Below are 14,467 nucleotides of genomic sequence, written 5' to 3'. Positions count from 1 at the left end.
AGCATAATTTCGATTTTTTCGAACAGGTCACTCTTTCGATTGCCAACATTCACCAGTTGGGCTTCATCAAAGGCATCCATGATCGGAGGTCCTGCGCATGAAGTCGCGAACCAAAGTTGTTGTAGTCGGTGGCGGGATTGCCGGCTGCTCGACCCTTTATCACCTCACCCGCGAAGGTTGGACTGATGTTGTCCTGCTTGAACGGAACGAACTGACCAGCGGAACGACCTGGCATTCCGCAGCACAGGTTACAAATTTCGGCGTCAACCAAACGATGGTCGGTCTCAAGTCGCACTCGATCAAGCTTTACAAGGAACTGGCAGAAGACCCGGATTACCCGATCAACTACCATTATGGTGATGGCGGCATACGCCTTGCCAACGCCGAAGAACAGATGAAGGGTTACCGGCATTTCACCTCGATGGCACGTGGAGTGGACGTGCATTTTGAAGTAATCGACGCCGAGGAATGCGCACGCCGTCATCCCTTGATTTCTACCGACAACCTGATTGGCGGCTTATGGGATCCTCTGGATGGAGACATCGATCCCGCACAATTGTGCCAGGCCCTCGCACGCCGTGCACGGAAAGCTGGTGCCGTTATTTACCGCAACACGCCGGTCATCGGGTTAAAACAACATGAGGACGGCACCTGGACCGTCGAGACTGATCACGGTGACATTGACTGTGACATCATCGTCAACGCTGGCGGTTACAGGGTCAACGAAATCGGTGCCATGATGGGTGTGCACCACCCGGTCGCATCGATGGAACATCAATACTTCCTGACGGAGGAAATCCCTTTGATCCGAGAAGCAGATCACCGAATGCCTCTGATCCGCTGCCCGATCAGCGACTATTACTGCCGTCAGGAAAAGAATGGTTTGCTTGTCGGCTTCTACGAGCAGGAGTGCAAGCTGTGGGGAATGGACGGCATTTCCCCACACTTCGTCAACGCCCTTTGTCCCGACGATCTTGACCGAGTTACCGATGTCCTTGAAGGCGCTTTCGCACGCATGCCTTCATTGATGGAAGTTGGAATTCATTCGATTGTAAATGGTCCAATCACATATACCATTGATGGTGCTCCGCTCGTCGGCCCAATACCAGGCAAACGCAATGCATTCTGTATCATCGGATTGCGGGCAGGATTAGGCGAAGGCGGTGGGTTGGGATGGTTGCTCGCACAGCAGATCGTTCACGGCGAGTCATGCTACGACACCTGGTGTATCGACCCGCGCCGGTTCACGGGCCATGCCAATGCCGAACTGACCTCCTTGAAGGCCATAGAGGACTATCAGAACGAATTCCGTTTTCACTTTCCCCATGAGCACCGCCCCGCCGGCCGGCCTGCGAAAACGACACCACTTACTGCTGCGCTGGCCGCCGAAGGGGCCGAGTTCACGGTCGTCAATGGATGGGAACGGGCAGACTACTTCAAGCCGTCTGTGGACTTCAAACCAAGCTTGACTTTCGATTTCGATGAAGCGTTCGAAGTGATTGCTGCCGAAGTCAGGAATGTACAGGACAATGTCGGGCTTTGCGAGGTGAACGGCTTCAATCGCCTGGAGATCACGGGAGCGGATCGTCTCACGTTTCTGGATCGATTGGTCTGCGGCAACGTCACAAGACGAACCGGTCGAGTCGGACTTGCTTATCTCTTAAACCATCAGGGCATGATCAAATCAGAAGCAACACTCGCACACTTGCCAGCAACCGACCGTGGACCGGAACGCATCTGGTATGGCTCTGCCGCTGTGAGCGAATTCCACGATATGGACTGGCTTCAACAACACCTGCGCCCTGGTGAAGATGTTCATATCCGGTCCCTTACCAACGACCAGACCATCCTGGTGCTCGCCGGACCCAGGGCTCGAGACGTTCTTGGTGCCTGCGCTCGTGGAAACTGGTCGCCAGAAGTTTTTCCCTGGCTCTCCGTCCGTGAAACTTTCATTGGTTTTGCTCCGGCTACTGTGATGAGCGTCAGTTATTGCGGCGAACTGGCCTACGAAATCCACGTCCCAAATGCATCGCTCTACGCTGCCTATCTGACGTTACGTGAGGCTGGCAAGGCTCACGATCTTTCGATGTTTGGGGCACGCGCCGTGGAATCCATGCGTATGGAAAAAGGCTTCCTACACTGGAAGGCGGACCTCATCACCGAGTTTGATCCCTATGAGACTTCGTTGGCCCGATTTGTGAAACTCGATAAGGGAGAATTTGTCGGCAAAGCCGCCCTACTAAAACGCAAGGAGAATGGCGCGCGCAGAAAACTGGTCACCCTGCATGTCGCAAGCTCGAAAACCCCAGCTCACAAGGGAAGCTCCCTGATGGACGGTGAGCAGGTCGTTGGAACCGTCACGTCCGGAGACTGGGGACACCGGGTCGAAAAAAACCTGGCCTATGCATTTGTCGATCCGGCTTTTGCTGAGAACGGAACGTTGCTGCAACTGGATCTTTGCGGATATTCGACAAGTACAAAAGTCATTCCGTTTTCACCCTACGATCCGACCTTCATGCGCGTTCGCGGATAGGTCAAAATACCGGAAGGAGAATGCGTTCGCACGTTGCTTTCTATGGATGGTTTTATGTTCCAATTTCCGCACATTCCCTTATTTCAAGCTTTGTTTTGCTTTGATTTTCCAGCCACGACGCTCCGCATGGCAAGACTTCCTCGACAAATCGAGCGGGATTAAATCGGCGTTTATCTGTACGTATTATTTCTGATTTAAGAATTTGGCGTTCTAATGAGCGAAATAGATCTTGCAGAAATGGTATTATGAGCGAACGCCCTCCACTATTGGATCGTATTGGCAATCGGCTTACTCGACATTTTCCTGCGGAACGAGTCAAAATTGCCGAAGACAAAAGCGTGGTTACCTTCACATTCGATGATGTGCCAGCATCCGCGCAAGAAGATGGTGCGCGCATCCTTTCCTCTCATGGTGTCAAAGGTACATTTTACATTGCCGGAGGATTGACCGGCACATCCGATGAAGAGCAGACTTTCATTTCGAAAGACGGACAACGCAGTCTTGTGTCAGATGGCCACGAAATCGGTTGCCATACTTACACCCATGCTAATGTCCGCACGCTGAACGTTCAGTCTCTCAGGTCCGAGATTGTACGCAATGACGGTCATCAGCTTGAAATTCAGCCAGGACTTAGAACCGAGAACTTCGCTTATCCATACACCAACGCGACTCCCCGTGCCCGCAAGGAATTGCTGAGGCGCTTCAAGACATGTCGGGGTGGGCAACTTGGAATAAACAGAGGTCTTATAGATCCTGGTTATTTGCATACCGTTGAGATCAGACCCGACTATTCCGAAGAATGGTTGTTGAGCTGGATTGACGATGTTCGAAAACAGCCAGGCTGGCTTATTTTCTTTACGCATGACGTTGCTGAGGCTCCAAGCCAGTACGGTTGTTACACACACGTTCTGAAAAACCTTGTCGAGCACGCCTTGGAGTTGGAATTGGATGTGCTCCCAGTGAGGGACGCGCTGCAAAAGCTGAACCTTTCCGAGCAGATCGACAACAGATTTACACGCTGAATAAACCGATTTGTGCTACCCGGAGGTCGAACGATCCTCCTGCAAGACACGCCAGATACTCATTAGGAAAGCACGGAAAAGAATGGCCATAGCCGAGCAAACAAGAGAGACGGGGTTTCAGGTCAAATCGCATTCTTCATTGCCCGGAAACTGGCCGAGCGGAAAAGATGAGACTGATGTCCATTGCCATATCTTCCAGACCCGGGAGTTCGTTCAATCCTGGGAAGAAAGTTATGGCAAAACCGGCAAACATAAGGCCATGTTCGTTGAAGTGCTCGGCGAGGATGGCAGCCTATGGCTTCAGATCCCGTTTTGCATTGAGACCCGCGGCAGGTTGCGCGTCCTGACATTTCTTGACCAGGGTCACGCCGACTACAACTGCCCGATTTTTTACCCGACCGCACCCGTTTGGACGAATGACAGCGCAGCTGAGTTGTGGTTGCAAATTATGGAAATCCTTCCTGGTTTCGACATTGCTCATCTGGAAAAAATCGCACCTGGCTACAAGGAATTCGAAAACCCGCTTTTCCTGATTTCAGATGTCAACTCTGCTGAATTCTGTCACGGAAACGACCTGAAGAAATCCTGGCAGGAGATCGAAGCCACTCAGTTCAATCTGAAAACGCTGAAACGATACGGACGACGCCTGCAGGAACTTGGCGAAACGCGTTTGGAAATTGCAAGGACCCAACCGGAAGGCCAGGAGATGCTCGAGCGTCTCATCATTCAGAAGCAGCGCCGGTTTGAGGAGACCCTCGTCCCGACGTTCAAGGAAAACCCTACAGCGTTGGTATTCCTTGACCAGGCGACCCGTAACTTCGGCAATTCCGGAAACCTCTTTCTGGTGTCACTTTTTGTGGGAGACACCCAGGCTGCTTCAACCTGGTCGTTGAGCCACCGCGGCTGCCTCTACTCACTCATTATGGGCTTTGAAGATGGCGTCTACAGAAAGTACTCGAGTGGCAGAATTCTAAATCTCAAGCTGTTGCAGTGGCTTAAAGACAATGGGTATGAGTACCTTGATCATGGTTTTGGTGACGAAGACTACAAGGTCAAAAGTTGCGATACAACCATCCAGTTGAAAGAAGCGCTTATTCCGATCACCAACTCCGGAAAGCTGTTCTTGTTCAAGAAAAACGTAATGGCGCGGCTCCGGTCTACCGGGATCTGGCAGAAATTCCGTCCTTACAAATGGAAGGTCATAAACAAATTGCGCGAAATCTCCTCCAAACGCGCAAACTGATTCAATCGCTGAACCCGCCCGAACGCGACCGCAATTTTTTGATTTGCCCACGTTGTTTCTTGGCATCAAGACGTCGACGTTTGGAACCAAGTGTCGGTTTTGTCGCCTTGCGGGGTTTGGGTTTTTCGGTTGCTTTGCGCAAAAGCCCCAACAACCGCTCCAGGGCATCTTCCCGATTGCGCTCTCTGGTTCTGAACCTGTCCGCCTGAAAGATAATCTGACCGTTCTGCGTAAGACGGCTTCCGGCCAGCCTGGCTGCGCGTGCTTTGACTTCCTGGGGAAGCGTCTCATTGCCGGTCAGGTTAAATCGCAATTGGACCGCTGTCGAAACCTTGTTGACGTTCTGACCGCCGGGACCGGACGCTCTGATAAAATCCTCAGAAAGATCGTCCTTAAGGATAAAAAGTTTCCCGATCACCTGTATCCGTGAGGAAGCCGGATAACCTTCCAGCGGATCTTCGGACATCTGGTCACCCACCTTCCGGAGGCCAGGTCAATCCCACGCCATTCAGAATAAGCGCTGTAACCGACGTTTCGGTTTCCTGCAGGAAATCCGGATCGCTCAAGTCACGCCCGGTCAAGGCTTTGATCTGAACCGAGAAATCCGCGTAATGCTGCGTCGTGGCCCAGATCGTAAAGATCAAATGCACTGGATCTACCCTGCGCATTTTCCCCGCCTCGATCCAGGTTTCGATCACAAGACTCTTTTCCGCAACAAGGCGCTTGAGGTCAGTCTGGAGAATGGGAAGAATTTGCGGCGCGCCCTGCATCACCTCGTTGGCGAACAGGCGGGATGCTTCAGGAAAATTGGCCGACATTTCCATTTTCTGGCAGATGTAAGCTGCCAGTTCCTGTGCCGGGTCGCCATCTTGGTTCAACGTTTTTAGTGGTGCCAACCAGACTTCAAGAATATGTGCCAGCGTCGCGTTGTAGATCGCCTCTTTTGAAGAGAAATAGTAAAGCAGGTTGGACTTCGACATTCCTGCTTCGGCTGCGATCCGCTCTACCGTTGCCCCCGAAAAACCCTTTCTTGAAAATTCGCTCAAAGCCGCATCCAGGATGAGATTGCGATTTTTTTCCTGGATTCGGCTCAACCCGCCCGGTCTTGAATTTTCTGGTGTTTGCCCACTCAAGCTCGTCATCAAATAAATCCGCTCCCGGCCGCCATAACCGACCTTCCCTGTGCGCTACCAACGCAGCCGTATCCCTCCGATTCCGGCCTGCATTGACCAATCTCAGCACATCCACCGATTGAATGACCGGAAATTAGTCTTATCGGGCGGATTTGCATCTTGACCATTTGGTCAAATCACTCCTAGGGTAAATTGACCAGATGGTCAGAAGGCTAGTCGATCAGGTTCGGCCCTGCAATGGGAATAGCTTGAAGCGTCTCTTTGATGTGACCATCATAACCAGAACCGGACAAACCGGACCCGGCCAAAAGGCCACCAGAGATATAAGGCATGATTGGAAGAGGCAAAACAGCCCGCCGGTTATGCCTGGAACAGCGTGGGGAGAGGACCAGAGCTGACGGCGCTGCCTGGAACGGCAGACAATGTGCCGTGCGTCCCTTTCCTCCACTAACCAGCAGTCGACCTTATTGATGAAGGTCGCAAGGAGGACGTATGTCAGCACCTAACCAGTCTGCCACAAACAATCTTGAAGCATTCTGGATGCCGTTTACGGCGAACCGTCAATTCAAGCAGACGCCCCGCATGTTCGTTTCGGCAAAGGACATGCACTACACCACCTCAGACGGTCGTCAGGTGCTGGACGGAACCGCAGGACTGTGGTGCTGCAACGCCGGCCATTCCCGCCCTAAGGTGGTTGAAGCCGTGCAAAACCAGATCGCTGAACTGGATTATGCTCCGGCATTCCAAATGGGGCACCCCAAGGCGTTTGAACTCGCAGCTCGCCTTGCTGCAATGATGCCCTCCCCGCTGGATCATGTCTTCTTCACAAACTCCGGTTCCGAAAGCGTCGACACAGCTCTCAAAATCGCGCTGGCCTATCAACGCGCAATTGGCCAAGGAACACGAACACGTCTGATCGGCCGGGAGCGTGGCTATCACGGCGTTGGTTTCGGCGGCATTTCCGTTGGCGGAATTGTTGCCAACCGCAAGACATTCGGCACGCTGCTGACAGGCGTCGACCATATGCGCCACACGCATGATCCGGAACGCAACGCTTTTTCCCGTGGCATTCCCGAAAGCGGTGCTGAATACGCCGAAGACCTGATCCGCATCATCCAACTTCACGACCCATCCACGATTGCTGCGGTGATCGTTGAACCGGTTGCCGGTTCCACGGGTGTTCTCATCCCGCCGAAGGGGTATCTGGAGCGTATTCGGGAAATCTGCACACAAAACGGAATTCTCCTGATTTTCGATGAGGTCATCACAGGCTTCGGTAGATTGGGCTCTCCTTTTGCAACCGACTTCTTCGGCGTGACGCCCGACCTCGTTACGACCGCGAAAGGCCTGACATCGGGTGTGATCCCCATGGGCGCGGTATTCTGCAGCTCCGACATCTACAACACCTTCATGACTGGGCCGGAACACATGATCGAGTTGTTCCACGGTTACACCTACTCGGCCCACCCGGTCGCCTGCGCGGCGGCTCTGGCAACGCTCGACACCTATGAGGATGAAGGTCTGCTAACCCGGGCTGCAGATCTTGCCCAGCACTGGGAAGACGGTCTGCATTCGCTCAAGGATTGTCCGAATGTCATCGACATCCGAAATCTCGGCCTGATCGGAGCAATTGAGCTGGAGCCGATCGCTGGAGAACCGACCAAACGTGCTTTCTCGGCATTCTTGAAGGCCTATGACGACGGACTTCTGATCCGGACAACCGGTGACATCATCGCCCTTTCTCCGCCTCTCATCATAACGAAGGAACAGATTGATGAGTTGTTCGGAAAACTCCGGGCGGTTTTGATGACCATCGATTGATGTTGCACACGGCGGTGGCCCCTGGCTGCCGCCGAATTTGCATTTCCCGGGGGATTGGCAAGCGATGACAAGACAACAGGCAAGTGCCAGCCAGCTTATTGACGACGATAAAGTCAGAGTGACCAGGTTCGATTTTGCACCGGGCGCGGAAACCGGCTGGCATCGTCATGAGATGGACTACGTCATTACGGCGTTGACCGATTGCCAGATGCTTCTTGAGGAGCCGAATGGCGAGACCCGTGAGGTGTTGATACCGGCCGGAACCGTCTATCGTCGTGACCAAGGCGTGGAACACAATGTGATCAACGGCGGAGACAAGCCCATGTCCTTCGTCGAAACCGAATTGAAGTAGGAGGGTTAGCGTATGGCAGCTCCGGGCGAAAATCTTAGGATCAACGCGGACCGTCTCTGGGACAGCCTGATGGAAATGGCCAAGATCGGCCCAGGCGTTGCCGGCGGCAACAACCGTCAGACGGTAACCGACGAAGACGCGGAAGGCCGCAAACTGTTCCAGAAGTGGTGTGAAGAAGCTGGCATGACCATGGCCGTCGATACGATGGGCAACATGTTCATGACCAGGCCCGGCACCGACCCTGACGCCCCGCCCGTTTATGTTGGCTCTCACCTCGATACCCAGCCGACAGGCGGCAAATATGATGGTGTCCTGGGTGTTCTTGGCGGCCTGGAAGTCGTCCGGACGATGAACGACCTCGGTATCAAGACCAAACATCCGATCGTGGTGACCAACTGGACAAATGAAGAAGGCACCCGATTTGCGCCTGCCATGCTGGCATCCGGTGTTTTCGCAGGCATGCACACACAGGACTGGGCATATGACCGGGAAGACGCTGAAGGCAAGAAATTCGGCGACGAGTTGAAACGCATCGACTGGGTCGGCGATGAGGAAGTCGGCGCGCGCAAGGACAAGATGCACGCCATGTTCGAGCTGCACATCGAACAGGGACCAATTCTGGAAGCTGAAGACAAGGATATCGGTGTTGTCACTCACGGCCAGGGTCTATCCTGGACGCAGGTGACCGTGACAGGCAAGGACAGCCATACCGGTTCCACACCGATGCCGATGCGCAAGAACGCCGGTCTCGCCATGGCGCGCATTCTGGAACTGGTGGATGAAATCGCCTGGTCGCATGCCCCGCATGCGGTCGGTGCGGCAGGCCACATCGACGTTTATCCTAATTCACGCAACGTAATCCCCGGCAAAGCCGTATTCACCGTTGATTTCCGCTCGCCTGACCTTGCCGTCATCAAGGACATGGAAGACCGGCTAAAGATCGGCGGGAAAAAGATCTGCGACGAGATGGGACTTGAAGTGGAGTTCGAGAAAGTCGGCGGCTTCGACCCGGTCGAATTCGACAAGACATGTGTCGAAGCAGTCCGGAACGCCGCCGAGCGTCTGGGCTACACGCACCAAAACATCATTTCCGGCGCTGGGCACGACGCCTGCTGGATCAACCGCGTTGCCCCGACGGCGATGATCATGTGCCCTTGCGTCGACGGTCTTTCACACAACGAGGCAGAAGAGATCTCCAAGGATTGGGCGAAAGCGGGAACAGACGTTCTGTTCCACGCGGTGGTCGAGACAGCGGAAATTGTGGAGTAACGAAAAAGGATCTCTGTTTCGGGGGCACCCACCGGAGACAGACTTCGGAATCTACACCGGCCCGGTACCGATCCGGGTCCGGTGACAAAAGAAGGGGAACAACAATGGCTAGCAAAGTGATCAAGGGAGGCACGATCGTAACCGCCGACCTTTCCTACGAGGCGGACGTGAAGATCGAAGACGGCAAGATCGTCGAAATCGGTCCGAACCTTTCCGGTGACGAAACGCTCGACGCCACAGGTTGCTACATCATGCCAGGCGGTATTGACCCGCATACGCACCTGGAAATGCCCTTCATGGGCACGTTCTCATCCGACAACTTCGACAGCGGCACACGTGCGGCCCTTGCAGGCGGCACCACCATGGTCGTCGACTTTGCCCTGCCCTCACCGGGCCAGTCGTTGCTCGAGGCGCTGCAGATGTGGGACAACAAGTCCACGATGGCGCATTGCGACTACTCCTTCCACATGGCAATCACCTGGTGGGGCGAGCAGGTCTTCAACGACATGCAGACCGTGGTGCAGGAAAAGGGCATCAACACCTTCAAGCACTTCATGGCCTATAAAGGCGCGCTGATGGTGAATGACGACGAGATGTTCGCGTCTTTCCAGAGGTGTGCAGAGCTGGGCGCGCTGCCACTGGTTCACGCGGAGAACGGTGACGTCGTCGCAACCCTGCAACAGAAACTGCTAGCAGAAGGCAACAACGGGCCGGAAGCCCATGCCTATTCACGCCCACCGGAAGTCGAAGGCGAAGCCACCAACCGGGCCATCATGATCGCCGACATGGCCGGTGTTCCGATCTATATCGTGCACACCTCGTCCGAACAGGCTCATGAAGCGATCCGCCGGGCCCGTCAGAACGGCATTCGTGCCTATGGCGAACCACTGATCCAGCACCTGACGCTCGATGACAGCGAGTACCATCACCAGGACTGGGATCATGCGGCCCGCCGGGTGATGTCGCCGCCATTCCGAGACAAGAAACACCAGGATTCTCTGTGGCACGGGCTTGCATCCGGGTCCCTGCAGGTGGTTGCAACCGATCACTGCGCATTCACCACCGAGCAAAAACGGACAGGTATCAACGACTTCACCCAGATCCCGAACGGCACAGGTGGTCTTGAAGACCGGATGCCGATGCTCTGGACATATGGTGTCAACACGGGCCGGCTGACGCCAAACGAATTCGTTGCCGTGACTTCGACCAATATCGCAAAGATCCTGAATATCTACCCGAAAAAAGGTGCAGTTCTGGTTGGAGCCGATGCTGATCTTGTGGTCTGGGATCCGGAAAAGGAAAAGACCATTTCCGCCTCGAACCAGCAATCCGCAATCGACTACAACGTCTTTGAAGGCAAGAAGATAAAGGGCCTGCCGCGTTACACGCTCACCCGTGGCCGCGTCGCGGTGGAGGACGGTACAGTCAACCACAAGCAGGGTCATGGCGAGTTCGTGAAACGTGAACCTTATCACGCGGTCAACAAGGCCCTTTCCACCTGGAAAGAACTGACTGCACCGAGAAAGGTTGAACGGACCGGCATTCCGGCCAGCGGCGTTTAAGACCAACGGAGTTCCCCTCCGTTTCCGGAGCGGGAACCTCCCGGCGCGAAATCAATCGGCAGAGGTCTTTACGTACAAAAGACCTCTCCCGTGACTGTTTCCGGCACTGTTTTACAGCAGCCGACTCGTGTAGCGAGGAACTTCATGACTGCTCTTGCCAGCGCAAAGGACACCGAAATGGTGGAAAATACAATTGGCGCCAGCCAGAACCGCGTGATCGATATCGAGAACCTCTCCCTGACCTTCGAAACCAACGACGGTCCGGTGCATGCTCTTTCCGACATCGATCTGAAAATCGAGGAAGGCGACTTCGTTTCCTTTATCGGTCCTTCCGGCTGCGGCAAGACAACTTTGCTTCGGGTCATCGCTGATCTGGAAAAACCAACGGCCGGCGCGATCACCGTCAATGGTGTTTCTCCGGAAGAGGCAAGACTGAAACGCGCCTATGGCTATGTATTCCAGGCGGCAGCTCTCTATCCCTGGCGCACCATTGCCAAGAACATTGCTCTCCCCCTTGAAATCATGGGTCTGTCGGGTGCGGAACAACAGCAACGCATCGCCAAGAATCTCGAACTTGTGAACCTTACCGGTTTCGAAAAGAAATATCCGTGGCAGCTTTCCGGAGGCATGCAGCAACGTGCATCCATTGCGCGTGCGCTTGCCGTTGAACCCGACCTGCTCTTGATGGACGAACCTTTCGGTGCTTTGGACGAAATCGTCCGAGATCATTTGAACGAGCAGTTGCTTCAGCTTTGGGCAAAGACCAACAAGACGGTCGTTTTCGTGACGCACTCCATTCCTGAAGCCGTTTTTCTCTCCAGCAAGATCGTTGTGCTTTGCCCACGTCCTGGTCGGATCTACGACGTCATCGAGAGCGATCTCCCTCGCGACAGAAATCTTGATATTCGGGAAACGCCCGAGTTCCTCAAGATCGCCCACCGAGTACGCGACGGCCTGAGGGCGGGGCATTCCTATGAGGACTGATCCCGGTCATAACCACCATTTGCGCGTTGCACAGGCAGAAGATATGCCAGCCTGTGCAACGATCTTGAACGACTGGATAGACGAAACACCGTGGATGCCGCGTGTTCATCCCCATGAAGACGTTATTCGACATCATCGCGGTTTCGTATTTGAGAATAGAACCGTTTTGGTTTCAGAGAATAGCACGCGCAACATCACAGGCTTCCTCGCCTGCAGCGACGATCAATTCATCACTGGTTTCTATCTGTCACCGCAAGCTCGCGGGATGGGAGTGGGTGCTGCAATGCTGAAACACTCCAAAGCCCGAAATCCGAAGGGGCTGAAACTCTGGACATTTGTCGCCAATAGCGGCGCACAGAAATTCTACCTTCGGGAAGGATTCCGAGAAATTCGCCGTACAGATGGAGACAATGAGGAAGGCCTGCCTGATATCCTTTATTCCTGGAAGCCGGAAGGAGTGGCCTCATGACAGACGCAACCCTTTCAAACAACCGCAGCCTAAGCCCATTTGCCGGTCTGATGTCCGGCACAGTCGGCCCGGTGATTGTCGTTGTCCTCGCGATCATCAGTCTCTGGTACATTGCGGCAGTTCTGCTCAATGCACCATTCCAGCAGGAGCTTTATGAGCGCGCCAAGCGGACGGAAGTGCCGGTCACACTGTTCATCACCGACACCCTGGCGCAGGAGCGACCGGTTTTGCCGGCACCCCATCAGGTGATCATCGAAATCTGGGAAACGACCGTTGAAAAGAAAATCACTTCCAAACGGTCTCTGATCTTTCACACAGGCATCACGCTTTCATCCACCCTTCTCGGCTTCCTGATCGGTACGACGCTCGGCATCCTCCTGGCAATCGGCATCGTTCATTCACGGGTCCTCGACAAATCACTGATGCCATGGGTTATTTCCTCCCAGACGATCCCCATTCTGGCAATCGCGCCGATGATCATCGTGGTCCTCAATGCGATCGGTGTCTCCGGACTTTTGCCGAAGGCGATGATCTCGACTTATCTCTCGTTTTTCCCGGTAACCGTCGGCATGGTGAAGGGGCTGCGCTCGCCGGAAGTCATCCATATGGATCTGATGCACACCTATTCGGCCACCAGACTTCAGGCCTTCTGGAAGCTCCGCCTTCCTTATGCCGTTCCGTATCTCTTCACATCCATGAAGATCGGTATGGCAGCATCGTTGGTGGGAGCAATCGTCGGTGAATTGCCGACGGGAGCAGTGGCCGGATTGGGTGCCCGTCTCTTGGCAGGTTCCTACTACGGTCAAACCGTGCAAATCTGGTCTGCGCTTCTCATGGCAGCATTTCTTGCTGGCTCTCTCGTGGCCTTGATCGGCGTACTGGAAAAAATCACGCTGAAACGCATGGGGATGGCACGATGACAACCACTACCGTTTCCAAACGTCGCCTGGACATGCCGGCCATGCTTGCCTGGTTTGTTGTTGCCATGGTCGTTGTCGGCCTGTTCAGCCCAATTTTCAGCCCCGACATCGGCGTGATGGATGTTCCCCGGCTCTCCATCTGTCTTGTCATCCTGGCAATCGCCGGCGTGCGTTACGAACTCGGCTTCATGCGCAACTGGATCGGGGACCTTATCCTCGGATTGGTGACAGCAATAGCCGCCTGGCTTCTCGTGAGTACCGTATCGAACCATGTCGGTCAGGCCACGCTCGGATTCTGGGCACTAGTCGCGGCCACCTGGGCCGCGTCCTGGCTCTTCGTGGAACGACTCGCAATCTGGAAGAGCAAGTCGCTGCTTGCCATGCGGATCATTAACCTGGTCATCCCGGCCCTCTTCGGTGTAACGCTCCTCGTACTGTGGCAGATCGTCGTGACCGGCGCCGGCGTTCCCAAGGTTCTGTTACCGGCACCATCCGAGATCTGGATACGCCTTACCACGTCCGTGCCGACTCTATGGGCCGACTTTCAGCAAACGTTTATGAAGGCGGTCCTTGCCGGTTACGTCATTGGGTGCGGCTCGGCCTTCCTCACGGCGATCCTTGTCGACAGGATACCTTTCCTGCGTAGAGGGTTGCTGCCTATCGGTAATCTGGTCTCTGCGCTGCCAATCATCGGTGTCGCCCCGATCATGGTCATGTGGTTCGGTTTCGATTGGCCATCCAAGGCTGCCGTCGTCATCATCATGACTTTCTTTCCGATGCTGGTGAACACGGTTTCAGGTCTTGCCGCTTCCGATTCCATGCAGCGGGATCTGATGCGAACATACGCTTCCAGTTACTGGCAAACCCTCTTCAAACTGCGTCTGCCAATGGCAATGCCCTTCATCTTCAACGCCTTGAAAATCAACTCCACCCTTGCACTGATCGGAGCAATCGTAGCGGAGTTCTTTGGCACCCCGATTGTCGGAATGGGTTTCCGGATCTCCACTGAGGTCGGTCGTATGAATGTGGACATGGTCTGGGCGGAAATCGCCATTGCTGCCCTGGCCGGTTCCTTGTTCTATGGGGCAATTGCCTTGCTGGAGCGTGCAGTTACCTTCTGGCACCCTTCTGTCAGAGGCTGACCACAGGGCGTAATTAC

Annotated in this window: 13 protein-coding genes; 11 read left to right on the top strand and 2 right to left on the bottom strand. The window is 54.5% G+C overall.

Translation table 11 applies throughout. The annotated features are described in order from the left end of the window. Positions 1 to 97: 97 nt before the first annotated feature. The 3 genes from ABLQ08_RS15175 to ABLQ08_RS15165 all read left to right on the top strand — a co-directional run bounded on the left by ABLQ08_RS15175 (position 98) and on the right by ABLQ08_RS15165 (position 4,798). A complete protein-coding gene (locus tag ABLQ08_RS15175; protein WP_352943742.1) occupies positions 98 to 2,533 on the top strand; it encodes a GcvT family protein in 2,436 nt (811 codons plus the stop codon). Between the two features lie 245 nt (positions 2,534 to 2,778). After that, positions 2,779 to 3,555, top strand: coding sequence for a polysaccharide deacetylase family protein (locus tag ABLQ08_RS15170; RefSeq protein ID WP_352943740.1), 777 nt, complete (start codon positions 2,779 to 2,781; stop codon positions 3,553 to 3,555). An 82-nt stretch (positions 3,556 to 3,637) separates the two neighbouring features. Next, positions 3,638 to 4,798 (top strand): GNAT family N-acetyltransferase, encoded by a 1,161-nt coding sequence (locus ABLQ08_RS15165; protein WP_352943738.1) that lies wholly within the window; start codon positions 3,638 to 3,640, stop codon positions 4,796 to 4,798. Position 4,799: 1 nt separating this feature from the next. Here the strand turns inward: ABLQ08_RS15165 and arfB are convergent, their stop codons facing one another. Together arfB and ABLQ08_RS15155 are read right to left on the bottom strand one after the other, a co-directional pair. Beyond that, entirely contained in the window at positions 4,800 to 5,264 is a 465-nt protein-coding gene (arfB, locus tag ABLQ08_RS15160) for an alternative ribosome rescue aminoacyl-tRNA hydrolase ArfB (RefSeq protein ID WP_352943736.1), read from the bottom strand. Positions 5,265 to 5,268: 4 nt separating this feature from the next. Then, positions 5,269 to 5,940, bottom strand: a complete 672-nt coding sequence (locus ABLQ08_RS15155) for a TetR family transcriptional regulator C-terminal domain-containing protein (protein WP_352943734.1) — start codon at positions 5,938 to 5,940, stop codon at positions 5,269 to 5,271. A gap of 483 nt (positions 5,941 to 6,423) precedes the next feature. On the opposite strand from ABLQ08_RS15155, the gene ABLQ08_RS15150 reads away from it, so the two are divergent. The 8 genes from ABLQ08_RS15150 (at position 6,424) to ABLQ08_RS15115 (ending at position 14,450) form a co-directional block, all read left to right on the top strand. Further along, positions 6,424 to 7,752 (top strand): aspartate aminotransferase family protein, encoded by a 1,329-nt coding sequence (locus tag ABLQ08_RS15150; protein WP_352943732.1) that lies wholly within the window; start codon positions 6,424 to 6,426, stop codon positions 7,750 to 7,752. A 64-nt stretch (positions 7,753 to 7,816) separates the two neighbouring features. After that, entirely contained in the window at positions 7,817 to 8,104 is a 288-nt protein-coding gene (locus ABLQ08_RS15145; RefSeq protein ID WP_352943730.1) for a cupin domain-containing protein, read from the top strand. 12 nt (positions 8,105 to 8,116) lie between these two features. Continuing rightward, positions 8,117 to 9,373, top strand: a complete 1,257-nt coding sequence (locus ABLQ08_RS15140; protein WP_352943728.1) for a Zn-dependent hydrolase — start codon at positions 8,117 to 8,119, stop codon at positions 9,371 to 9,373. Positions 9,374 to 9,477: 104 nt separating this feature from the next. Continuing rightward, a complete protein-coding gene (gene hydA, locus ABLQ08_RS15135; protein ID WP_352943726.1) occupies positions 9,478 to 10,935 on the top strand; it encodes a dihydropyrimidinase in 1,458 nt (485 codons plus the stop codon). Between the two features lie 177 nt (positions 10,936 to 11,112). Beyond that, on the top strand, positions 11,113 to 11,919 hold the full coding sequence (locus ABLQ08_RS15130; RefSeq protein WP_352944413.1) for an ABC transporter ATP-binding protein: 807 nt from the start codon (positions 11,113 to 11,115) through the stop codon (positions 11,917 to 11,919). Beyond that, positions 11,909 to 12,388 carry a GNAT family N-acetyltransferase gene (locus ABLQ08_RS15125; protein WP_352943724.1) on the top strand — a complete coding sequence of 160 codons (480 nt, stop codon included), beginning with the start codon at positions 11,909 to 11,911 and terminating at the stop codon, positions 12,386 to 12,388. Before ABLQ08_RS15130 ends, ABLQ08_RS15125 begins: the two co-directional genes overlap by 11 nt. Before the next feature lie 50 nt (positions 12,389 to 12,438). Continuing rightward, a complete protein-coding gene (locus ABLQ08_RS15120) occupies positions 12,439 to 13,308 on the top strand; it encodes an ABC transporter permease (RefSeq protein ID WP_352944411.1) in 870 nt (289 codons plus the stop codon). Beyond that, the gene (locus ABLQ08_RS15115) at positions 13,305 to 14,450 is read left to right on the top strand and encodes an ABC transporter permease (RefSeq protein ID WP_352943722.1); all 1,146 of its coding nucleotides are present in this window, start codon (positions 13,305 to 13,307) and stop codon (positions 14,448 to 14,450) included. Before ABLQ08_RS15120 ends, ABLQ08_RS15115 begins: the two co-directional genes overlap by 4 nt. Positions 14,451 to 14,467: the final 17 nt, after the last annotated feature.

The organism is Roseibium sp. SCP14, assembly GCF_040329475.1.
Classification (GTDB): Bacteria; Pseudomonadota; Alphaproteobacteria; order Rhizobiales; family Stappiaceae; genus Roseibium.
The sequence above is the reverse complement of the archived record's forward strand: the minus strand, read 5'-3'. Positions and strand labels throughout refer to the sequence as shown.

What these genes read in the sequence shown, in the direction of transcription:
- ABLQ08_RS15175 (WP_352943742.1), top strand. Translation starts at nt 98, where the DNA reads ATGAAGTCGCGAACCAAAGTTGTTGTAGTCGGTGGCGGGATTGCCGGC.
- ABLQ08_RS15170 (WP_352943740.1), top strand. Translation starts at nt 2,779, where the DNA reads ATGAGCGAACGCCCTCCACTATTGGATCGTATTGGCAATCGGCTTACT.
- ABLQ08_RS15165 (WP_352943738.1), top strand. Translation starts at nt 3,638, where the DNA reads ATGGCCATAGCCGAGCAAACAAGAGAGACGGGGTTTCAGGTCAAATCG.
- arfB (WP_352943736.1), bottom strand. Translation starts at nt 5,264, where the DNA reads ATGTCCGAAGATCCGCTGGAAGGTTATCCGGCTTCCTCACGGATACAG.
- ABLQ08_RS15155 (WP_352943734.1), bottom strand. Translation starts at nt 5,940, where the DNA reads ATGACGAGCTTGAGTGGGCAAACACCAGAAAATTCAAGACCGGGCGGG.
- ABLQ08_RS15150 (WP_352943732.1), top strand. Translation starts at nt 6,424, where the DNA reads ATGTCAGCACCTAACCAGTCTGCCACAAACAATCTTGAAGCATTCTGG.
- ABLQ08_RS15145 (WP_352943730.1), top strand. Translation starts at nt 7,817, where the DNA reads ATGACAAGACAACAGGCAAGTGCCAGCCAGCTTATTGACGACGATAAA.
- ABLQ08_RS15140 (WP_352943728.1), top strand. Translation starts at nt 8,117, where the DNA reads ATGGCAGCTCCGGGCGAAAATCTTAGGATCAACGCGGACCGTCTCTGG.
- hydA (WP_352943726.1), top strand. Translation starts at nt 9,478, where the DNA reads ATGGCTAGCAAAGTGATCAAGGGAGGCACGATCGTAACCGCCGACCTT.
- ABLQ08_RS15130 (WP_352944413.1), top strand. Translation starts at nt 11,113, where the DNA reads ATGGTGGAAAATACAATTGGCGCCAGCCAGAACCGCGTGATCGATATC.
- ABLQ08_RS15125 (WP_352943724.1), top strand. Translation starts at nt 11,909, where the DNA reads ATGAGGACTGATCCCGGTCATAACCACCATTTGCGCGTTGCACAGGCA.
- ABLQ08_RS15120 (WP_352944411.1), top strand. Translation starts at nt 12,439, where the DNA reads ATGTCCGGCACAGTCGGCCCGGTGATTGTCGTTGTCCTCGCGATCATC.
- ABLQ08_RS15115 (WP_352943722.1), top strand. Translation starts at nt 13,305, where the DNA reads ATGACAACCACTACCGTTTCCAAACGTCGCCTGGACATGCCGGCCATG.